The following is a 21,797-nucleotide window of genomic DNA, read 5'->3' on the forward strand; positions in this document are numbered from 1 at the left end:
GGCGGGGGCGGGTGTGGTGATGGTGATCGGGCTCTGGGCCGCCTACAGTGCTGACGAGTGCTGACAGACCCACCCGGACATCCGGTCAAGGAGCCCGTCATGCGTGCCCGCCTCATCCCGGTCCTGGTTCTCGCCCTGCTCGCCCTCGGCCTCGGCGCGCCGGCCGCCTCAGGTGCGCAGGCGGGGTTCGACTTCTCGCGGGCGGAGGTGTCGGTCACGGGGCTGCAGGTGCCGTGGGCGATCGGGTTCCTGCCCGACGGCGGCGCGCTGGTGTCCGAGCGCAACACGGGCCGCATCATGCAGGTACGCCCTGGGCAGGCGCCGTCGCCGGTGGCGACGATCAGCGGGGTGCGCGCGTCGGGTGAGAGCGGCCTGCTGGGCATCGCGGTCTCGCCGTCGTACGCGCAGGACGGCTGGGTCTATGCCTACTTCACCAGCACCGCCGGCGACAACCGCCTGGTCAGGCTGCGGCTGACGGCCCCGCAGACGCAGGAGGTGCTCTTCTCGGGGGTGCCGAGCGCGACGATCCACGACGGCGGCCGCATCGCGTTCGGCCCCGACGGCATGCTGTACGTCGCCACCGGCGACGCCGGCACCACCTCCAACGCCCAGAACCTGAACAGCCCGGCCGGCAAGATCCTGCGCATGACGCCGGAGGGCGGGGTGCCGTCGGGCAACCCGTTCCCCGGCTCGCGGGTGTGGAGCTACGGCCACCGCAACGTGCAGGGCCTGGCATGGGACGAGGCGGGCCGGATGTACGCCTCCGAGTTCGGCCAGAACACCTGGGACGAGATCAACCGGATCGTCGCGGGCGGCAACTACGGCTGGCCGGTGTGCGAGGGCACCTGCGGCAACGGCTCCTACCGCGACCCGATCGTCACGTGGTCCACCGCCGAGTCGTCGCCCAGCGGCCTGGCGTACGCCGACGGCGCCCTGTACGCGGCGGCGCTGCGCGGCCAGCGGCTCTGGGCGATCCCGCTGACCGACGGCACGCCGGGCACCCCGGTGGCGCAGCTCCGCTCCTACGGCCGGCTGCGCGCGGTGGCGGCGGGCCCGGACGGTCACCTCTGGGTGTCGACCAGCAACCGCGACGGCCGCGGCACCCCGGTGGCCCAGGACGACCGCATCATCCGCGTCCCGCAGGCGACGGACGAGGGCGGCGGCCCCTCCGGCGCCTGCACGGCCACGGCCACCACGCAGACCCAGTGGAGCACCGGCTACGTCATCCAGCCGGTGACCGTCACCAACGACGGCACGGCACCCCTGACCGCCTGGACCGTGACCTTCTCCCTGCCGCCCGGCCACACGGTGACCGGCTCATGGAACGCGGCCCTGACCGTCTCCGGCCAGACCGCCACGGCGAGGAACACCACCCACAACGGCACCCTGGCGGCGGGCCAGCGCACCACGTTCGGCTTCCAGGCCACCCGCCCGGCCGGCGACACCGGCCTCCCCACGGCTTACCAGTGCTCGTAACCCACCCGGCGCGGCCATGACCTGAGGCCCAGGGCCCAGGGCCGGACCACGCGGCGCCGGGGGCCCGGGCCCGGAGGCGCGAGGCCCCGGGTGGGTCAGATCCAGCCGCGGCGGGTGGCCTCCATGGCCACCTGGAAGCGGGTCTGGGCGCCGAGGCGGCGCATCAGCCTGGTGAGGTGGCGCTGGACCGTGCGTTCGCTCCAGCCCAGGGCCCGCGCCGCCGAGCGGTCCGTGGCGCCGGCGGCGAGCAGGGTGAGCAGCCGTTCCTCGTCCGGCGACAGCTCCTGCTCGAAGGCGAGCTCGCCGTTGAGCCGCACGGGGACGCTGCGCTCCCACAGCGCCTCGAACAGCGCGATCAGCGCGTCGAGCAGCGGCGACGGGTGGATCAGGTAGGACGCGGAGAGCACGTCGTCCCCGGCCCGCATGAGCGGGATGATGGCGAGCCGGTCGTCGGAGATGCCGAGCTTCATCGGCAGGCCGGGATGGATCCTGGCCTGCTCGCCGTGCTGCACGCCGACCGTGACGTCCTCCAGCCAGCCGGGCATCTCCAGCACGCTGCTCTCGTAGATGACGCGGTAGCGCACGCCGCGCCGCAGCAGGTCCAGCTCGACGGGGTTGGGCTCGCGGTGCTGGGCGGGGGCCGCGTACGGCGGGCGGTCGAAGCCGCGCATCTGGGCCCGCGTGTCCTGCTGCATCTGCACCCACCGGTGGTTGACCTCGTCCCGCCCTGAGACGACCTCGATCAGCTCGCCGGGGTGGGCGAAGCGGGTGCCGGCGCGGTAGACGTCCATGAGGGCGCGGATGTGGGCGCGTACGCCGTCCAGCTCCCGTTCCCGCTCGCGCAGGATGGCCTCGAGGCTGCTGTCCGGCGAGACGGCGACGTAGCGGGTGGGCCGGCCGGTGGAGCGGGTGGCGAGGCCGAGGTCGAGCAGCGACTGCAGGATGCGGCGGGCGGCGGTGGCCGGCAGGTGGCAGTCGGCGACGATCTCGGCGACCGTGGCCTGCGTGCGGCGGACGAGCGCGTCGTACACCTCTTCGTCCTGAGGGCTGAGCCCGATCGCCTCCAGCAACCCCGCTCCTCCTGTCTGAATGACGACACATGGCGGAAACTCGTCACTAACCAAGCTTGTCAGGAAAAGGCGGAAGATGTCAGCGTTCTTGAGCACCATCGGCCCCAGTGGCCACAGGAAAGAAGGAGCATCATGCCGCTGTCCCCTCGCCGCTCGCCCGGTCGTCGTCTGCTCGCCGCCGTCTTACCAGCGGTTCTGCTGACGACCGCGACGTACGGGACGCTCGTCCCCGCGAGCCCGGCCGAGGCGCAGACCGCCCCGTCCGGCACCCCGGACCAGCAGCCGGACCAGAAGATCGACCCCAAGCTGACCGAGCGGATGCGGACCGCCGGTGAGCGCATCGAGGCGCTCGTCGTGCTGCGCACCCTGCGGCAGCCGCCCGCGACCGACACCCCCGTGCAGGCCCGCGCCGCGCTGAAGGCGAGCGCGGAGCCGGTGCAGGACCCGGTGGCCGCGTTCGTGCGCTCGCGCGGCGACCAGGTGGTCAACACGTTCTGGCTGAAGAACATGATCCTGGTACGCGTCACGCCCGCCACCCTGGCCGCTCTGGCCGAGCTGGAGCTGGTCGACCGGATCATCCCGAACTTCACCCTCACCGCCCCCGAGCCCGACCGCGCGCCCGCGTCCAAGACCAGCCCCCAGAGAGCGGCCGAGCCCGCCACGTGGGGCCTCACCAAGATCGGCGCCGACCGCGTCCAGCAGGAGCGCGGGCTGACCGGCAAGGGCGTCCGGGTGGCCGTGCTCGACACCGGCGTCGACATCACCCACCCCGACCTGCAGGGCAAGCTGGCCGGGACGGGCGAGGACCACGCGGGCGGCTGGATCGAGTTCGGCCCGGACGGCAAGCCCGTGCCGAGCGAGCCGCACGACAGCTCCTTCCACGGCACCCACGTGGCGGGCACGATCGCGGGCGGCGACGCGTCCGGCACGAAGATCGGCGTCGCGCCAGGGGCCGAGCTGATGGCCGGGCTGGTCATCCCGGGCGGCCAGGGCACGCTCGCGCAGGTGGTCGCGGGCATGCAGTGGGCGCTGGCGCCGTACGCGGCGGACGGCACCCCGGCGGGCGAGCCTGCCGACGTGGTCAGCATGTCGCTGGGCGCCGAGGGCTACGCCGACGAGCTGGTCGAGCCGGCCAGGAACATCTACCGCGCGGGCGCGTTCCCGTCCTTCGCGATCGGCAACGACTGCGCGGAGGGCCAGTCCGGCAGCCCGGGCAACGTGTACGAGTCGGTGGCCGTGGGCGCGACCGACGTCAACGACGACGTGCCCGACTTCTCCTGCGGCGGCGTGGTCAGGTCGACCGACTGGTTCCACGCCCCGCCCGAGTGGCCCGACTCGTACGTGGTGCCGGACATCTCCGCGCCCGGCGTGGACGTGGTGTCGGCGATGCCGGGCGGCGGGTACGCCGCGCTGAACGGCACCTCGATGGCCACCCCGCACGTGTCGGGCACGGTCGCCCTCATGCTGGAGGCCCGTCCCGACCTGACCGTGGACGCGGCCGAGGAGATCCTGGCCGGCACGTCGGTCTCCGACGACCGCTACGGCCCGCTGCCGAACCCCCGCTACGGCCAGGGCCGCATCGACGCCTACGCGGCGGTCGCCGAGGCGGCCCTCACCAGCGGCGTGCGCGGCACCGTCACCGACCGGCGCTCCCGCAAGCCGCTGGCCGGCGTGCGGATGAGCGTCGGCGGGCGCAGCACGGAGACGGACGCGGACGGCCGCTTCGAGCTGCGGCTGCCCGCCGGGCGGCACGAGCTGACGCTGTCCAGGTTCGGCTACGAGGACGCGAAGAAGACCGTCACGGTCCGCGCCGACCGGCTCTCCGACGAGCGGGTGCAGCTGGAGCGGACGAAGTGGAGCACGATCTCGGGCCGGGTGTCGTACGAACCGACCGGCACGACCGTGCCCGGCGCCACGGTCGAGGTGCTCGGCGTGCCCGACGAGCTGACCGCCGTGACCGACGCGAAGGGCCGCTACACGATCAAGGACGTGCCGGTCGGCGCGTACCGGATCGCCGCGCACGCCCCCGGCGTGTCCAGGTCGCCCGACCTGGAGGTCACCGTCGGAAAGCATCGGGCGGAGTCGGACCTCACGCTGCCCCGCCGCTCCCCCACCGAACGGCTGTCGCTCGGCACGGACGGCCGCCAGGGCAACCACGAGGCCTGGTGGCCGGAGCTGAGCGGTGACGGGAACGTGGTGGTGTACGCCACCTTCGCCTCCAACCTCACCGACGACGCCGACACGAACGGCGAGCTGGACATCTTCGCCACCGACCGGCGTACCCGGGTGACCGAGCGGGTCTCGGTGCCGACCGGCGGCGGGCTCGGCGACTCGTTCTCGCTGTCGCCGACGGTCAGCCACGACGGCCGGTACGTCGGGTTCAGCAGCTTCTCCAGCAACCTCGTCCCCGGCGACGCCAACGGCCAGACCGACGCGTTCCTGCACGACCGGCAGACCGGGACGACCGAGATGATCTCGGTGTCCTCGAAGGGCGAGCCGGGCAACGACCTGTCGGGCGCGCCGAGGTTCAGCGCGGACGGCCGGTACGCGATCTTCGACAGCATGGCCTCGAACCTCGTCCCCGGCGACACCAACGGGCGCAACGACGTGTTCCTGCGCGACCGGCAGAGCGGCACCACCGAGCGGATCTCGGTGACGCAGGACGGGACCGAGGTCAACGGCAACGCCCGCGAGGCCACGATCAGCGCCGACGGCCGGTACGTGGGCTTCCAGAGCGACGCGGCCGACCTGGTGCCCGGCGACGACAACGGCGTGATCGACACCTTCGTGCTGGACCGGCAGGCCAAGACGCTCACCCGCGTGACCGGGCCCGACCCGGCCACCGAGACCGCCGGGCCGGTGATCAGCCAGAACGGCACCGCCGTGGCGTACTCCAACGGCGTCGGCCTCGGCGAGATCTACGTGCACGACCTGGCCACCGGCAAGGCCCGGCTGGTGTCGGTCACCCTGGACGGCGCCGGCGCCGGCGGCCTGACCTTCGCCCCCTCGCTGTCGGCCGACGGCACCAAGGTCGCCTTCTACAGCGACTCGGGCCGGCTCGCCGAGGGCGACGACAACAACCTCAGCGACGTCTTCCTGCGGGACGTGACGGCCGGCACCACCACGCTGCTGTCCGGCGCGCCCGGCGGGACGGGTGGCGACGGCCGGGCCGCGCTGCCGTCGATCAGCGCGGACGGCCGGTACGTGGCCTTCGAGAGCACCTCGGCCAACCTGGTCGAGGGCGACACCAACAAGCGCTCGGACGTCTTCGTGCACGACCTGGTGGCCGGGCCCGAGGCGCTGTTCGCGCTGAGCGACCTGTCGGTGACGCCCGAGTCGTCCAGGTCAGGGCGCGTGAAGGTGCGGGCGCTGGTGAAGAACGTGGGCGAGCAGGCCGGCTCGTACCAGGCGGTGGTCCGGGTGAACGGGGCCGAGGAGCAGCGGCGGGAGGTTTCGCTGAAGCCCGGCGAGGACGCCCGGGTCACCTTCGACCTGCGCCCCTCCGAGGCGGGCACCTACACCGTCACGCTCGGTCCCCTGACCGGCCACTTCACGGTCAAGCGCTGACGATCGACCGCATGAGGGGGGCCGTCCCGGAAGGGGCGGCCCCCCGTTCGCGTGCTCAGGGGACGCGATCGCGGCGGCGTGGCCACCCGGCGCTCATCATGACGGCCGGGCTGCGATGATGAACTCCGTCCCGGGGCGCGTCCACTCTCCCGGCCGTGCGGAAACGGCAGCGTCCCCCGGGGGGAGAGAGGCGGGCCTGATGATCGCTGTGCTCGGCGAGTGCGTCGCCGACGCCTTCACCGACTCCGCGCCGTCCGCGGGCGGGACGGGCATGGGGTTGCGGGTGTTCCCTGGAGGCGGGCCGGCGAACACGGCGGTGGCGCTCGCGCGGCTCGGCACGCGGGCCAGGTTCCTGGGGCGGCTGTCGGGCGACGTCTTCGGGCAGGTGTTCCGTACCCGGCTGGCCGCCTCGGGCGTGGACCTGTCGGCGGCGATCGCGGCCGGTGAGCCGAGCACGCTGGCGGTGGCCGCGCTGGACGCGGGCGGGCGGGCCGCGTACACCTTCTACGCCCAGGGCACCGCCGACTGGCAGTGGACGCCCCACGAGCTGGGCCTGGAGCGGCTCGGAGCAGCGTCCTGCCTGCACACCGGCTCCCTCGCGCTGGTCAAGCAGCCCGGCGCGGCGGCCGTCGAGGAGTTCGCGCGGGCCGCCCATGAGCAGGTCACGGTCTCCATCGACCCCAACGTGCGCCGCAGCCTGGCCGCGCCTGAGGACTACCGGGTGGAGCGGTGGTGCGCGTACGCCGACGTGCTGCGGCTCAGCGACGACGACCTCGCGGTGCTGCTGCCGGGCACCCCGGCGGAGGCGGCCTGCGACCGGTGGCACGAGGCGGGCGCCCGGCTGATCGTGGTCACGCTCGGCGCCGAGGGCGCGCTGGTGTCGCTGGACGGCGAGCGCGCCACCGTTCCCGCGACCCGCGTCGAGGTGGCCGACACGGTCGGGGCCGGCGACGCGTTCACCGCCGGGCTGCTGCACCACCTGGAGGCGCAGGGGCTGCTCGGCGGGCGGCTGGACGCGCTCGACCTCGGCACCGCCGTCGCGGCGGCCGCGTTCGGGACCCGGGTGGCGGCGCTGACCTGCACGGTTCCCGGCGCCGACCCACCCTGGTCCGACCAGCTCTGACCCGGCTCAGAAGTCGAAGTCGTCGATGTTGTCCTTGGTGAAGACGAACGGGTCGCCCAGCAGCACCGTGCCGTCCTTGGCGACGGTGTAGTCACCGAGCTTGCCCGCCTTGAACGTCTCGCCCTCCTTGCCGGTGATCAGCCCGGAGGCCAGCGCGCCGCCGGTGTAGGCGGCCAGGTAGCCGAGGTCGGACGGGTTCCACAGGGCGAACGAGGTGACGGTGCCGTCCTTGACGTACGCGCGCATCTGGTTGGGCGTGCCCAGCCCGGTCAGCTGCACCTTGCCCTTGTACTCCGAGCCGGACAGGTAGCGGGCCGCCGCCGCGACGCCGACCGTGGTCGGCGAGATGATGCCCTTCAGGTTCGGGTGCTTGGCCAGCAGGCCCTGCGTCTCCTGGAACGACTTCTGGTCGTCGTCGTCGCCGTAGACGGTGTCGACCAGCTTGAGCTTGGCGTACTCGGGCTTGGCCAGCTCGGTCTTCATCATCTCGATCCAGGCGTTCTGGTTGGTGGCGTTCGCGGTCGCCGACAGGATCGCGATCTCGCCGCCCTCCTCGCCGACCGCCTCGCCGATGAGTTTGATCTGCGAGGCGGCGATGCCCTCCGCGCTCGCCTGGTTGATGAAGACGTCCCGGCAGGACGGGTTGGTGTCGGAGTCGTACGTCACCACCTTCGCCCCGGCGGTGCGGGCCTCCTGGAGGGCGCCGCAGATGGCGTCCTTGTCGTTGGCGGACACCACGATCACGTCGGTTCCCTGCTGCGACAGCGTGTTGATGTAGCTGACCTGCGCCGACGGGCTGGCCTCCGAGGGGCCCGTCTGGCTGTAGACGCCCTTGAACTCCTCGACCGCGACCTTGCCGCCCTTGTTGTCGGAGGCGTCGAAGTACGGGTTGTTCACCTGCTTCGGGAGGAAGGCGACCTTCAGTCCCTCCTTGATCGTCCCCGCGCCGGCGGAGGACGCGCCGGGAGCCGGCCGGCCCGCCGGCTCTTCCTGGCTCGCACAGCCGGTGACGGCGAGGCTGAACGCGGTGAGCACCGCCAGGGCGACGGCCCTGCCTCCTCGAGTTCTCGCTGCCATGATGGAGTTCCTTTCGCGGCCCGCGATCGCGGTCAGGGGGTGACGGATCGTCGCCGGCGCAACCGCTCGCGCACCATGCCGGCGACGTTGGGTCCCACTACGGAGACGATGAGCAGGGATCCGGTGATGATGGTCAGGGTGTTGGCCGGCACGTACGCGAGCTGCAGCGCGTTGCGCAGCGTGCCGAGCAGGATGACGGCGGCGATGACGCCGAGCAGCCCGCCGCGCCCGCCGAAGATGGACACGCCGCCGAGCAGCACCGCGGCCACCACGGCGAGTTCGAGGCCCATGCCGTTGTCGGCGCGGGCGCTGGCGAAGCGCAGCGTCCAGAAGACGCCGGCCAGCGACGACATGGCGCCGGTGGCGACGAACAGCCAGAACTTCGTGCGGGCCACGCCGATGCCGGTGAAGCGGGCGGCCTCGGCGTTGTTGCCGATGGCGTACAGGCCGCGGCCGATCGGGGTGGCGTGCAGCACGAGCGCGAAGACGATCGCCAGGGCGGCGACCATGATGATCATCCACGGGATGGTCAGCCCGGGGATGGCGGCGATCGCGCCCGTCGTCCACTCGGGCGGGTAGTCGGCCACCGCCTGGTCGCCGAGCACGACGTACCCCAGGCCCCGGTACAACGCGAGCGTGCCGATCGTCACCGCCAGCGACGGCAGCCCGAAACCGGTCACGAACAGCCCGTTGACCGCGCCGAGCAGCGCCCCGAGCAGCAGGCAGAGCACGATCACCACGGGCAGCGAGGTGACGCCCCACAGCCAGAGCTGGCCCATGACGGTGCAGGTCAGGCCGAGGATGCTGGCCACCGACAGGTCGATCTCGCCGGTGATGATCACCAGGGTCATGGGGAGCGCGATGAGCGCGATCGGGATGACCTCCAGCGTGACGAACCGCCAGAAGCGCGGGCTGGCCACGCCTTCGATGCCGAGCGCGCCGATCGCGACGACCAGGATCAGGGCCACGACGAGCACGGCGTCCCAGGACCCGGCCACCGCCCGCACCCGCCTCATCGCGCCGCTCCCCGCCTTGCTGCCCGCGCCGTCTCGTACCGCCTCAGCCACGGCCGCTCCTTCCTCGCAACGTCCTGGCCATCCGGACGGCCAGCGCGCGGTCCAGGCCGATCGCGGCCAGGATGAGCGCGCCGACGGCGGCCCGCTGCCAGAACGGGCTCACCCCGAGCACCGGCAGCGCGCTGCTGATCGTGGTGAGCAGCACCGCGCCGAGCGCGGCGCCGTAGACCGAGCCGCTGCCGCCGAAGATGGCCACGCCGCCGACCACGACGGCGGCCACCACGTTCAGCTCGAAGCCGTTGCCCGCGTTGGCGTCGAGGGTGCCGAAGCGGGCCGCGTACAGGACGCCGGCCAGGCCCGCGAGCGCGCCGGAGACGACGAACGCGGTGAACACCCGCCGGCCCACCGGGATGCCCGCGAGGCGGGCGGCGGGCGGGCTGGAGCCGATGGCGTACAGCTCCCTGCCGCTGCGGTACGTCCGCAGGTAGTAGCCGGCGGCCACCAGCACCACCACCGCGAACAGCGCCAGCACCGGCACCCCCAGCAGGGTCGCGCTGCCCATCCGGAGGAAGCCGGGCGGCATGTCGGCGGCGTTGATCTGGCGGCCGGTGGCCCAGGTGTAGTCGACGCCGCGGAAGACGTACAGGGTGCCGAGCGTCACCACGAGCGCGGGGACGCGGGCGGCGGCGATGAGCGCGCCGTTCACGGCCCCGCAGACGGCGCCGAGCAGCACACCGGCCGCCAGCGCCACCGGGATCGGCAGGCCGGGGTTCGCCACGAACAGGCTGCCCGTCGCGAACGCCGACAGCCCCAGCACCGACCCGACCGACAGGTCCACGTTGCGGGTGATGACGACGATGCTCTGCCCGACGGCGAGCACGGCGAGGATGGTCGAGCCGAGCAGCAGGTCCTTGATGCCCTGCGCGGTCAGGAAGCGCGGGTTGACCAGCACGGTCACGGCCACGAGCAGCACCAGCGCGGCGGCGATGCCCAGCTCTCTGATCACGAACACCCGGTGCACGAGCCGGGTTCCCCCTGTGACGGCGGTCATGCGGTGCCGCCCTGTCCTGTCGCCCGTCCTGCCGCCTGTCCTGTCGCCTGTCCTGTCGCGGCCAGCATCACCGACTCCTCGTCGGCCCGCGTACGGGGGATGTCGGCCACCAGCCTGCCCTCGTGCATGACGAGCACGCGGTCGGCCATGCCCAGCACCTCGGGCAGCTCACTGGAGATCATCAGCACCGCGACGCCCTGCCCGGCCAGCTCCGACAGCAGCCGGTGCACCTCGGCCTTGGTGCCGACGTCGATGCCGCGGGTGGGCTCGTCCACGATGAGCACGCGCGGCTCGGTGGACAGCCACTTGGCCAGCACCACCTTCTGCTGGTTGCCGCCCGACAGGGTGGAGACGGGGTCGGTGAGGCGGGCGGTCTTGACCTGGAGGCGCTCGCTCCAGGTGCGGGCCGCGGCCCGCTCGGCGCCGCCGAACAGCAGCCCGAGCCTGCTCAGCGACCAGCGCCTGGTGAGGGTGGCGTTGCGTGCCACCGACAGCTCCATGACCAGGCCCTGCTGGCGGCGGTCCTCGGGGACGAGGGCCAGCCCCGCGGCGATGGCGGCGGCGGTGTCGCCGGGCGGCAGCGTCCTGCCCTCGACGGTCACCTCGCCGGCGTCGGGCCTGTCCACGCCGAACACGGCTCGCGCGACCTCGCTGCGCCCGGCCCCGACGAGCCCGGCCAGCGCCACGATCTCGCCGCCGCGCACGGTGAACGAGACGTCCTCGAAGACGCCGTGCCTGGTCAGGCCGCGTACCTCGAGGCGGGGGTGGCCCACGTCCGCCGCCGTCTTCGGATAGAGCGCGGACACCTCGCGGCCGACCATCCTGCGGACCAGCTCCTCGACGGTGAGGCCGGTGGCCGGGTCGGTGGAGACCCAGCGGCCGTCGCGCAGCACCGTGATCCGCTTGCAGAGGGTGAAGATCTCGTCGAAGCGGTGGGAGATGAACAGCACCGCCGCGCCCGCCTCGCGCAGCGACCCGACGACCGAGAACAGCCGCTCGACCTCGACGCCGGAGAGCGCCGCGGTGGGCTCGTCCATGACGAGGACGCGGGCGTCGAACGCGAGCGCCTTGGCGATCTCGACGAGCTGCTGGTCGGCGATGGACAGGCCGCGGGCGGGCCGGTCGGGGTCGAGCCCGACGCCGAGCCTGGCGAACAGCTCGGACGTGGCCGCGCGCATGGCCTTGGCGTCGATGCGGCGCAGGCCGCGTAATGGCTGGCGGCTCATGAAGATGTTCTCGGAAACCGACAAATCCGGAAAGAGGGTCGGTTCCTGATAAATCACGGCTATTCCGGCGGCCTGGGCGTCGGCGGGGCCCGAGAGCGCCAGCTCCTTCCCGTCCACGGTCAGCGTGCCGGCGTCGGCCGGGTGGGCGCCGGCGAGGACCTTCACCAGCGTCGACTTTCCCGCCCCGTTCTCTCCCACCAGGCCGTGCGCCTCGCCGGCGTACAGGTCGAGCCGCACGCCCGACAGGGCACGGACCGCGCCGAAGGACTTGCTGACATCGCGGAGCGACAGGATGGGAGGAGATTCACTCATACGCCCTCCGGCGCCGTTCAGGCGAAACGTTTTAATGTGTCCAGAACGTAAAACGGCGGGGAGTTACGTGTCAATACTGCCGGTACGCGACTTGGATCCGGGCATAAAATTTCTAAAACGATTTAGACACCAACCGGTCGCGCGGAGGCCGCGCTTCCGGACATCCAGCGCTCATCCGGGACGTACGCGCTTACTCGGCTCGCTCACTCGGCTCGCTCACTCGGATGGGATCGTCCGGTAGCCGTTCCACACGAACCTGGCCGTCGTCACCGCGTCGTCGCCGTCCCCCGTGATGAGCTGGTGGATGGCGATGCCGTCCAGCTCGCGGTACTCACACCACTCGTGGTCGGACGTCAGCACCAGATCCAGGCCCAGGTTCACCAGCAGGTCGAACACCTGGCCGCGGTTCGCCCTGTCCACCCCCACGAACACCTCGTCCAGCAGGATGAAGCGCGGGCAGCCCGGATCGGTCAGGTAGTGCGCGGCCACGGCGGCGAACAGCGGCAGGTGCAGCGCGATCGCCTTCTCCCCGCCCGACAGGGCGCCGTGCAGCTTGCGCGTCAGGTCCTGCCAGCCCTGGCCGTCGCCCCTGTCCAGCTTGACCACGAAGCGGTGCCAGGCGGTGTAGTCGAGGACCTTCATGAGCTGGTCCTCCCAGCTCGCCGACGAGTCGTCGGCCCTGGCCTCCTCGACGCGGTCCCTGAAGAAGACGTACAGGGCCTCCTTGTCGGCCTCGCTCAGCCCGGCCGGGTCACGCAGCAGCAGGTCGCGGGCGGCGCGGGTGCCGGGCGACTGCGTGGGATCGACCTGCCACACCAGCCGCACCGCCACCTTGGAGGCGGTGCGGACCCGTTCGAGCCGCTGGTTCATCGCCTCCACCAGCGCCGTCGCCTGCCTGATGCGGTCGGCGAGATGCCGGCGCGTGTCGCCGGCCAGCGTGCGGTCGAACAGGTCACGCTCGGCCTCGGTGATGTCCCGCCGCCGCGCGTCCCGCTCCTGGTGCAGGACTCTGCCCAGCGCCGCCGCCCCGGCCCGCACCCCGTTGACGGTCGCGGTCAGCACCTGCACGTCGTCGTCGGGCGTCAGCTCCAGCTCCGCCCGCCCGCCCAGCGCCTCCCTGGCACGATGCACGGCATCCCGCAACCGCGCCTCAGCCTCCCTGACCTGCTTGCCCTCATGCGGCACAGCCCCCAGCCGCTCCGCCACCACCGTCGCCGCCTCCAGCACCGGCCCGGCTTCCGAGGTCGGCTCCAGTGTCACGCCCGCGTCGGCCGGCAGGTGGCCGGAGGCCAGGCGGCGGAAGCGGTCCGAGGCCCCGTCGCGCGCCTGCGCGGCCTCGGCGTGCCGGTCCTCGGCGGTGGACAGCTCGCCCCTGAGGCGGCCCAGACGGGCGTTGAGCCTGGCCAGGCCGTCGTTGATCTGCTTGATGGCGCGGCGGCAGTCCTGGTAGGCGGCCTGGGACTCCTGGAGCATGGCGAGCACCTCGTGCTGCTCGGCGCCGGCCGTACCCTCGATCGCGGCCAGCCGCTCGGCCAGCACGACCGCGGCGGACGCGGCCCGCTCGGCGCGTTCGACGGCGTCGAGGGCGAGCCGCTCGTACTGGGCGGCGGTCTCGGCGGCCAGCCTGGCGTGCTCGGCGGCGGCGCGGGCGTCGGCGCGGCGGTCGTGCCAGACGGCGCCGGTCGTCTCGGCGGTGCGCAGCGCCTGCTCCAGGTTGTCCAGCGCGGACGGCGCCGCGGGCAGCGCGTGCCGGTCGGCCAGCTCGGTCAGGCGGCGCAGCGACCGCGCCACGTCCTGCTCGCGCTCGTGCAGCCGCTCCTCGTACGCGCGCAGCCGGTCCTCCAGCAGCGCCACCTTGCGTTCCGCGTCGTCGAGCGCCTGGACGGACTCCGCGTACGGCCGCCTGTCGGGCCTGCGCCGCAGCTCGGCGGCCAGCGTGTCGCGGTCGGCGTCCACCACGGCGAGCAGGTGGTCGCACTCGGCGATCCGCCCGGCCAGCTCGCCCAGCCGGTCGTCCAGCTCGGCGACACGGCGCCGCCTGGCCCGCTCCCTGGCGGTCGCGCCGATGTAGGCGGGCTCCGGCTTGACCCAGCGGCCCGCCGCGGGGCCGAGCCGCCAGGTGCCGTCGGCGCCGATCACGGCCGGGTGGTCGACGCCGATCGCGGTGGGCGCGAACGCGATGCCGCCCAGCACGGCGTCCGCCGGGACCGGCGAGTCCGCCTCGGTGAGCAGCACGTGGGCCAGGCTGTAGCCGGGGGCCGGGCGGGCCAGGGCGGCGACCGCGAACGCGTCGTGCTCGCCCGCGTCGAACCCGCCGTCCGGACGCAGCCACAGGCCGAGCAACCCGGACGCCTCCAGCGCCGCCTCCACCCCCGCCTGCGCGACCGGGTCGAGCCCTGACCTGAACGCCACCGCTCGCCACAACGGCAGCCCAGGCCGGGCCAGCCGCCCGGCGGCGGTGCGGGTGGGCGAGGCGGGCGGCTCGATCGCCGTCTGATCGCTGAGCCGCTCCCGCTCCTGAGCCAGCTCGGCCCGCTCGCCGGCCAGCCGGTCACGCAGGCCGGTCAGCTGCTGCTCCCGAGCCGCCAGCTCGACGGCGGCCATCGTCCGCGCCGTGCTCACGAGGTCGTCGGCCCGCTCGCAGGCCTCGGCCAGGCCGGCCAGCGTGGCAGGATCAAGCTGAAGCTGCGCACACCCGCCGGCCCAGTCGCCCAGCGCGGCGGCCAGGTCACGAGCCCGCTCGTCCCGCACCCGCTCAGCCCGTTCACGACTCTCCTGAGCAGCGGCCAGATCGTCACGCGCCTCGTCACGATCCCGCTCGGCCGTGCTCCGCCGCCCCACAGCCTCCTCGTGGGCGATCGCCCCCGCCCTGACCTCCCTGATCTGCCCGGCCCTGCTACTGACGGCCGCCCGCAGCAGCTCCCTCCCCCGCCGCACAAGCGCCTCCGCCTCCCCCAGCTCATGGACGGAGACGGGGACGACGCGTCCCGCCCCTTCAGAAGCGGACAGTCGTCCGCCACCGTCGGTGGCGAGGCCGGAGGGATGGTCGGCATTGCCGGAAGGGAGTCCCGCACGACCGGCGGCGCCGTCCGCCGCTTCCGCGGCGGAGGGGAACCCGGCGCGACCGCCGGCGTGGCCGGACGGCAGTCCCGTGCGACCCCCGCCGGTGCCGGCCGCCTCCTCGTGAACGGACCCGACACCGACGCGGCCGGCTGCTTCCTCGTGAACGGACCCGACGCCGACGCGGCCGGCTGCTTCCTCGTGGACGGACAGGAGGCCGGCGCGGGTGGCGGCGTGGTGGGCCTCCGTGCGGGCGCGGTCGGCCAAAGCGGCGGCTGTGCGGGCCGCGGCGGCGGCGCGGTCGGCGTGGGCCTGTCTGGCCGAGACTTCCCCGGCCGCCTGGCCGGCCTGGTCGCGGAGGCGGGCCGCCGTCTCGTGGGCTGCCTGGGCCTCGCTGCGGAGGCGGTGGAGGTCGCCGGCCTCCCGGTACGCCTCGCTCTCCTTGAGGCCGTCGATCCGGGCGGCCAGGGCCAGCTCCTGGGCCTCCTCCTCCCCCAGCCGCACGGTCGTGGCCGCGAGCTCGCGTTCGGCCTCCTTGAGCGCCTCGCGCCGGTCCATGACCTCGGCGGCCAGTGACTCCACCCGCTCCCACGCCGACGTGACGGCAGCGGCGGCGGCCCGCAGCACACGCTGGGCGTAGCCGCGCTGCCGCTCGGCCAGCCGGTCGGCCTCCTCCACGTCGCGGTCGAGCCGCCGCAGCTCCTCGCGCTGCCGGTCGAGCCGCTCGAACCCCTCGGCGATCTCATGGATCTCGCCCTCGCCGAGCGGCGGCAGGGCGCTGGACAGCAGGTCGGACAGCAGCCCCGGGTCGAGGCGTTCGGACAGCTTGGGGGTGCGGAGCTGGCGCAGTGCGGTGAGCAGCGAGTCGTAGCGCTGCTCGTTCAGCTCGCGATAAAGGGTCCTGCGCACGACGTCGCGGTACGACTCGGCGCTCTCGTGCACGGTGCCCGACGGGCCCAGCTCGTCGATGAGCTGCGCCTTGGTCAGCGGCTGGCCGCCCTCGCCGACGAGCCTGATGCCGTCGGGGGCGTCCACGCGGGCGTCGGTGGTGAAGTACGCGGCGGTGACGTTCTTGGTGTGGACGGTGGCCTGCAGCCGCGCCCCGCAGGTGAACCAGCGGCCGTCGGCGTGCCGGAACTCCAGCCACACGTACCCCACCCGGGTGGCCCCGCCGGCGCCGTCGCCCATGAGGTTCCAGTGCATGGTGCGCTCGCCGCCGCCGAACGTGGACAGCCTGCTCGGCTTCAGGCTGGCGTCCAGCAGGTACGGCAGCAGCAGCTCCAGCACCTTCGACTTGCCGCTGCCGTTGGGCCCGCGCAGCAGCAGCCGCCCCCGATGGAACTCGAACACCTCGTCGTAGTAGCGCCAGACGTTGAGTATCCCGGCGCGTACCGGAACCCAGCGGGCGTCCATCCCCTGCGCGGCGCGCTGCGGGGCGAGCTCGGTAACGGTCAACATTCCTCCTGTACGGCCGCGCGATCGACCCGGTAGCGGGCCGCGGCGGGCAGGGCCGCGACCCGGTCACCCGTACGGCGGGCGAGCCCGAACCGGACGAGCACCTCAAGCGCGTCGGCGGCCAGCCGTGGCCCGCCGCCGTCCGACTGGTACGCCTTGGCCCACTGCGGGAAGCGGCGCAGCAGCTCGGCGGCCTCCTCGTCGAGCCGGGCCGCGCTGACGGGGCCCGACGTGACGAGCAGGTCGAGCATGAGCAGGGCGGCCACCTTGGCGTGCCCGCCGTCGTCGGGGAACCTGCTGTCGGTGGCGATCCCGTCGGGATCGACCAGCAGGAACCCCTCGGCCCGCTCCTCCAGCACGAACCCGGCCTCCTCCGCCGCGCGGCGCAGCAGCCTGCGGCCGGTCAGCGAGGCGGCGTAGGCGGCCTGGGCCGGGGTCAGCTCGTCGCGGTAGACGACGGGGTCGTCGAGCAGGCGGCGGATGAGGGTGTGGCGGGCGTGCAGGGCGCGCTGGGTCTCGCTGGGCTCGCCGGCGCCGTACCGCGCCTCGACGACCAGCGCATCCGGCGGCCCACCCCGCTCCCCCACCACCGCGCCACCCCACTCCCAGCCGCCCCCAGCCACCCCGCGCAGCCCCGAGCCCACCTCGGGCGCCTCTTCTTCCGTCCCGCCCCGCCAGGTGTCCGCCACCCGGGACGGGGGGACCGGGGCGGCGAGGAGGCGGATGACGCGGGTCGTGTCCACCCGGTAGAGCACCTTGGCGTCCTCGTCGTCGAGGTAGGCGTCGGTGACGCCGTCCATCGCGGCGAGCGCGCCGTAGTGCTCCAGCAGCTTGACCGCGTCCACGAACGCCGCGCGCTCCTCACCCCGCACCGGCTCGAACGCGGGCACGCCCGGCTCCACCGCCGCCGCCTGCGCCACCCGCCCGGCCAGCATGCCGATCGTGGTGACGGGCGAGGTGAGCAGCTCGGCCGCGCACAGGCAGAGCAGCGTGTAGCGGCGGCGGTCGAACGGGGCCCTGGTGGTGCGGCGGCGCCTGGCCGGACGGGTGGCGCCGGCCTCCGACCTGACCTTGACCAGCCGGGCGTACCCCTGACGCGGCTCCACGACCAGCCGCCAGCCGCAGAAGTAGTCGAACCACTGGATCAACGGCCCGCGCCGCTTCCTGACCAGGTCGAAGGCGGCCGGGTCGTCGTGGGCGGAGACCAGGGGACGTCCGAGCAGGGTCCTGATGGCCCGGGCCAGCTCCTCCTTCTCGGCGCGTACGAGCTGGTTGGCAAGGGTGCTCACGCGCCCACCACCCGTTCGCGCAGGGTGCCGGGTGCGCGGACGTCGATGAGGTAGTCGGGGCTGCGGAACCAGCCCTCGGACGTCCGTAGCACCGCCACCTCCCGTTCGGTGGGTGCGTCGTCGGGGGCTCGCAGGACGATCTCCACGCGGCCGTCGGAGGTGACGGCCCGGCGGAACCCGGTCGGGTCGGGGCGCTCGGCCAGCGCCCTGCCGACCAGGTCCAGCAGGCGGCCGAAGGTGTCGTGGTCGAGCTCGCCGAGCTGCGACAGCCGGATCGGGCCCGTCGTGGCCAGCGCCGCCCAGGCGGCCTCCAGCTCGGCGCGCTCGCGCTCGGCCATGGCCCGCCGTCCGGCGCGCAGCTCGGCGACGTCGCGGACCCTGCCGGTGCGGCCCATCCGTTCGGTACGTCCGCGCGAGCGCAGCAGCGCCGACACCTCGACCGGCTCGGCCTCCGCCCACGGCACCCCGGCCGGGATCAGCTCGGCGTCGGCGTGGCCGAGGTGGGCGTGGCGGGCCGAGCCGAGCCCGAACGCGGCGTCCCACAGCCGGTGCGCGTCGTCCTCGCCGGGCGCGGCGGCGAACCAGCGGGCCAGCGTACGGAAATCGGCGGCGGCGCTGGACGAGCGGCGGCGGGCGTCGGTGATGCGGTCGAGCACCTGCAGCAGCACGACGATGGCCCGCCGCGCCACGTCGTGCAGCCGCCGCACCCGCGGCACGCTCCCGTCCTCAGGCGCGAACCACGCCAGCAGCCCCTCCCACTGCGCCGCCCGCGCCGCCAGCCACGGCGTCGCGTGATCAGCCCCCGGCACCCTCGGCAGATCCGCCCCATCGAGGGCCCGCGCGTGCAGCACCGCGGCACTCCGCCCGGTGTGCCCAGCCAGGCCACCTCGCCCACCCTGCCCGCCATACGCAGCCAGATCACCCCGCCCACGGCCCCCAACAGGACCCACCTCCCCGGGCCGGCCGCCCTGGTCGGAGTGGTCGGCCCCTCCGGTGAGGGGGTGGAGGAGGGTGGTGATGGTGTCGGTGCGTTGTTCCAGGTCTGTGACGAACTGCTGGAGGTAGGCGACCGTGGCGGTCTTCACCTCGTGGAACGTGGCCAGGTCTGTGCCCTCGGCGCGTAGCAGGCGCTGCAGGCCGGCGTTGAAGCGGCGGGTGTTGGTGCGGAGGGCGTCGAAGTGAGCTTCCAGCTCCATCAAACAGGCGAAGACGCGGCGGTTGCGGCCGGGGTCGGGGTCGCGCAGCAGTTCGTCCAGCTCGGCCAGGCGGGCGGCGATGGCGTCCAGCACCGCCGTCTGCAGTGCGCCCGCCGAGTCGAGCGCGGCCATGGCGTGCCGGATCCCGGCGAGGGCCGCCGCGCCGCGGCCGGTGAGCGAGTATTGGAGGTTCCTGCGCTCGTACTCCTCCGCCGTGGCGAAGCCGCCCGCGTGGTCGAAGACCACGTCCAGCAGCCCCCACCCGGCGAGCTGCTTGAGCGTGCCGGCGAGGTCCTGCTCGCCGACCGGCGCGTAGCAGCCGGTCGAGCGCAGCCGCTCCCGCACCTCGTCGGCGGTGAGCGCCGTCTCCAGCCGCTCGTCGGCCTCGCCGAACGCGAAGAGGACCGCCGTGTGCAGGTCAGCCCGCTCCGTCGTGGTGAACCGGAACAACTCCGGCGGCACCTGTGGCGCGCCCGCCATCACCCGCTCCCCTCGCCGCTCGATTACCCGACGCAACCGTAGCGGGACACACCGTCGCGGGGGTCGCTGTTTGCCCGTACATCACGGGGGTACGGCGCTGGCATTGGAAGCCAGGGGTCCGGGGGTAACGGTATGGCGGAGTTCGAGGCGACGCGGGGGATGCCGGCGGAGAGCATGGTGGTGTTCGGGGTGGCGTCCGATGTGCGGCTCATGGACCGGTGGCTGCCGCAGGGGCTGTCGGTCCACGACGCGGGGCCCGGCACGCTCGAGGCCGACGGCTCCCTGGTGCCCGGTTCCGGCAAGCACGAGGGGTTGTTCCGCGTCTCCCAGGAGCAGCTGAGGGTGGAGTGGGGCGGGCGCGACCACCCCGGCTATTCGGGCTGGCTGCAGGTGTCCGACTCCGCGGCCGGCACCAGTGAGGTGACGGTGCACATCAGCCTGCTCGACGAGCCTGAGTCCGGGTCGCGGGCGGACGAGGTGCGCGGGCTGCTCGACCGGTCGCTCGACAGCCTCGCCGACGAGGTGCAGCGCCGCGTCTCCGGGGGCGGCTGAGCCGTCACCGAGCCATCTCCGTGCCGTCCGAACGGACGTCCCCGCGGCGTCCACGCGGCGGCGCGATCGCGCGGGCGGGAAAGCCCGTGTGCGGGCGGATTCCGGCGTGGGGAATGGGCTTTTGAGGTCCCGGGCGGTTAGTAGATCTTTTTCCGGATCGGGAATTCGAGTGTTTTGCCCACTTGCTCTCGATCTGGGGCAACGTCTATAAATAACGGGAAATCCGTTGCCTACATCCCCTGAGACATGCGACGACTATTCCGTTTCATTACGCCCGCCCTGGCCGGCCTGCTGACCCTCACCGGTGTCGCCGGCCACGCCCGAGCCGCCGCGCCTGAACGGCTTGGCGAATTCTACGGACAGCGCCTTGCCTGGTCTCGCTGCGGCGACGGCTATGAATGCGGGAAGTTGTCGGTCCCGCTCGACTACAAGCACCCGGAAGGCGACAGGATCGGCCTCAGCATGGCCCGCCTGCCTGCGACGGGACGCAAGATCGGGTCGATCGTGCTCAACTTCGGCGGCCCCGGCGCGTCCGGCGTCGACACGCTGCTGCAGAGCAAGGACATCGTCTCCCCCGCGATCAGGGAGCATTTCGACGTCGTCAGCTTCGACCCCCGCGGCGTCGGCGGTTCGGCACCCATCCACTGCATGAAATCCCTCGACCTCGATTCTTACTTCACCCTCGATCCCACTCCTGACACCGCCTCCGAGGTAAAGCGTCAGGAAAAGTGGGACAAAGCATTTGCAAAATCGTGCGCCAAGCGGTCGGGAAAGAAACTGCTCGCCCATGTGGGCACGGTCGAGGTCGCCCGCGACATGGACGTCATGCGCGCCGCTCTCGGTGACGAGCGGCTGACGTACCTCGGTTTCTCGTACGGCACCTACCTCGGCTCGCTGTACGCCGACATGTACCCGACGCGGGTGCGGGCGATGGTGCTCGACGGCGCCGAGGACCCGTCGCAGGACACCGAGGACTTCATCGAGGACCAGGACCGCGGGTTCGAGGTGGCCACGGAGTCGTTCCTGCGCGACTGCTTCAAGGCCAAGGACTGCCCGTTCAAGGGGCACTCGGTGAAGGCGGCGGTGAAGAAGCTCGACCGGCTCTACGACCGCGCCGACCAGTCGCCGCTGCGCAACGAGTACGACGCCCGCCAGGTCAGCGAGGCCGTCGTGCGCAGCGCGGTGGAGTACTCGATGTACCAGACGGCGACCTGGCCGCGGCTGCGGCAGGCGCTGGCACAGGCGTACAAGGGTGACGGCACGAAGTTGCTGCAGCTCGCCGACGAGAGCAACGGGCGGCGGCCCAACGGCCGCTACGACAACAGCTTCGAGGCCCTGATGGCCATCAACTGCGTCGACCATCCGGAGAGCCCGTGCCCGTTCTGGCCGGTCAAGGGCTCGCGGTCGCCGGCGAAGGTGCAGGCCAAGGGGGCGCCGCCGATCGTCGTGGTGGGCACGACGCGTGACCCGGCGACGCCGTACAAGGAGGCGCAGGCGCTGGCCAAACAGCTGGAGCAGGGCGTGCTGCTGACCAACGACGCCGACGGCCACACCGGCTACCGCAGGGGCTCCTCCTGCCTCGACCGCAAGGTGGACGACTACCTGCTGACGGCGAAGGCTCCGCGCCCGAGCACCTGCCGCCCCGACGCGACGACCCACGCGAAGGCCCAGGCCAAGGCCAGCACCTGAGGCGGACGGACGGCGCGCGAGGCGGGTGCCGCGGCCGGTGCATGAGGTGACACCACACCTCGGTGTGGGAGTGGTGACGTTCGGGTCAACCCTGGCCGTGCCTGCGCGCTGGCGCGGCCACCGTGGGAGAGATTGGCGGACGTAGCCGGAAATTCCCG

General features: G+C 73.1%; 13 protein-coding genes. 5 read left to right on the forward strand and 8 right to left on the reverse strand.

All coding sequences use genetic code 11. From position 1 onward, the window contains the following. Positions 1-99 precede the first annotated feature (99 nt). Positions 100-1,476, forward strand: a complete 1,377-nt coding sequence (locus tag ACFFR3_RS12010; protein WP_379483113.1) for a PQQ-dependent sugar dehydrogenase — start codon at positions 100-102, stop codon at positions 1,474-1,476. Between the two features lie 95 nt (positions 1,477-1,571). On the opposite strand, the gene ACFFR3_RS12015 is transcribed toward ACFFR3_RS12010, so the two are convergent. Next, positions 1,572-2,546, reverse strand: coding sequence for a helix-turn-helix transcriptional regulator (locus ACFFR3_RS12015; protein WP_364377016.1), 975 nt, complete (start codon positions 2,544-2,546; stop codon positions 1,572-1,574). Between the two features lie 132 nt (positions 2,547-2,678). Between ACFFR3_RS12015 and ACFFR3_RS12020 the strand changes: the two genes are divergently transcribed. Together ACFFR3_RS12020 and ACFFR3_RS12025 are read left to right on the forward strand one after the other, a co-directional pair. Further along, positions 2,679-6,113 (forward strand): S8 family serine peptidase, encoded by a 3,435-nt coding sequence (locus tag ACFFR3_RS12020; protein ID WP_379483114.1) that lies wholly within the window; start codon positions 2,679-2,681, stop codon positions 6,111-6,113. A 199-nt stretch (positions 6,114-6,312) separates the two neighbouring features. Beyond that, positions 6,313-7,236, forward strand: a complete 924-nt coding sequence (locus ACFFR3_RS12025) for a carbohydrate kinase family protein (RefSeq protein ID WP_345402767.1) — start codon at positions 6,313-6,315, stop codon at positions 7,234-7,236. 6 nt (positions 7,237-7,242) lie between these two features. On the opposite strand, the gene rhaS is transcribed toward ACFFR3_RS12025, so the two are convergent. The 7 genes from rhaS to ACFFR3_RS12060 all read right to left on the reverse strand — a co-directional run bounded on the left by rhaS (position 7,243) and on the right by ACFFR3_RS12060 (position 19,398). After that, on the reverse strand, positions 7,243-8,313 hold the full coding sequence (gene rhaS / locus ACFFR3_RS12030) for a rhamnose ABC transporter substrate-binding protein (RefSeq protein ID WP_345402764.1): 1,071 nt from the start codon (positions 8,311-8,313) through the stop codon (positions 7,243-7,245). 32 nt (positions 8,314-8,345) lie between these two features. Continuing rightward, a complete protein-coding gene (locus tag ACFFR3_RS12035; RefSeq protein ID WP_345402761.1) occupies positions 8,346-9,380 on the reverse strand; it encodes an ABC transporter permease in 1,035 nt (344 codons plus the stop codon). Then, complete coding sequence (locus ACFFR3_RS12040; RefSeq protein ID WP_364377008.1) at positions 9,373-10,380, reverse strand: ABC transporter permease; 1,008 nt, start codon at positions 10,378-10,380, stop codon at positions 9,373-9,375. The genes ACFFR3_RS12035 and ACFFR3_RS12040 overlap by 8 nt, the downstream gene beginning before the upstream one ends. Beyond that, positions 10,377-11,918: a sugar ABC transporter ATP-binding protein gene (locus tag ACFFR3_RS12045; RefSeq protein WP_345402758.1), complete on the reverse strand. Its 1,542-nt coding sequence runs from the start codon at positions 11,916-11,918 to the stop codon at positions 10,377-10,379. Before ACFFR3_RS12045 ends, ACFFR3_RS12040 begins: the two co-directional genes overlap by 4 nt. A gap of 216 nt (positions 11,919-12,134) precedes the next feature. Beyond that, entirely contained in the window at positions 12,135-16,436 is a 4,302-nt protein-coding gene (locus tag ACFFR3_RS12050) for a TIGR02680 family protein (RefSeq protein WP_379483115.1), read from the reverse strand. Continuing rightward, entirely contained in the window at positions 16,430-17,722 is a 1,293-nt protein-coding gene (locus ACFFR3_RS12055; protein WP_379483116.1) for a TIGR02678 family protein, read from the reverse strand. Before ACFFR3_RS12055 ends, ACFFR3_RS12050 begins: the two co-directional genes overlap by 7 nt. Then, positions 17,719-19,398: a TIGR02677 family protein gene (locus tag ACFFR3_RS12060; protein ID WP_364377000.1), complete on the reverse strand. Its 1,680-nt coding sequence runs from the start codon at positions 19,396-19,398 to the stop codon at positions 17,719-17,721. The genes ACFFR3_RS12055 and ACFFR3_RS12060 overlap by 4 nt, the downstream gene beginning before the upstream one ends. Before the next feature lie 132 nt (positions 19,399-19,530). Here ACFFR3_RS12060 and ACFFR3_RS12065 point away from each other — a divergent pair, with 132 nt between their 5' ends. After that, positions 19,531-19,950 carry an SRPBCC family protein gene (locus ACFFR3_RS12065; RefSeq protein ID WP_364376998.1) on the forward strand — a complete coding sequence of 140 codons (420 nt, stop codon included), beginning with the start codon at positions 19,531-19,533 and terminating at the stop codon, positions 19,948-19,950. Positions 19,951-20,358: 408 nt separating this feature from the next. Next, positions 20,359-21,639 carry an alpha/beta hydrolase gene (locus ACFFR3_RS12070; protein ID WP_364376996.1) on the forward strand — a complete coding sequence of 427 codons (1,281 nt, stop codon included), beginning with the start codon at positions 20,359-20,361 and terminating at the stop codon, positions 21,637-21,639. Positions 21,640-21,797 lie beyond the last annotated feature (158 nt).

Origin of the sequence: Nonomuraea salmonea (genome assembly GCF_042428605.1) — a bacterium.
GTDB classification, from domain to species: domain Bacteria; phylum Actinomycetota; class Actinomycetes; order Streptosporangiales; family Streptosporangiaceae; genus Nonomuraea; species Nonomuraea salmonea.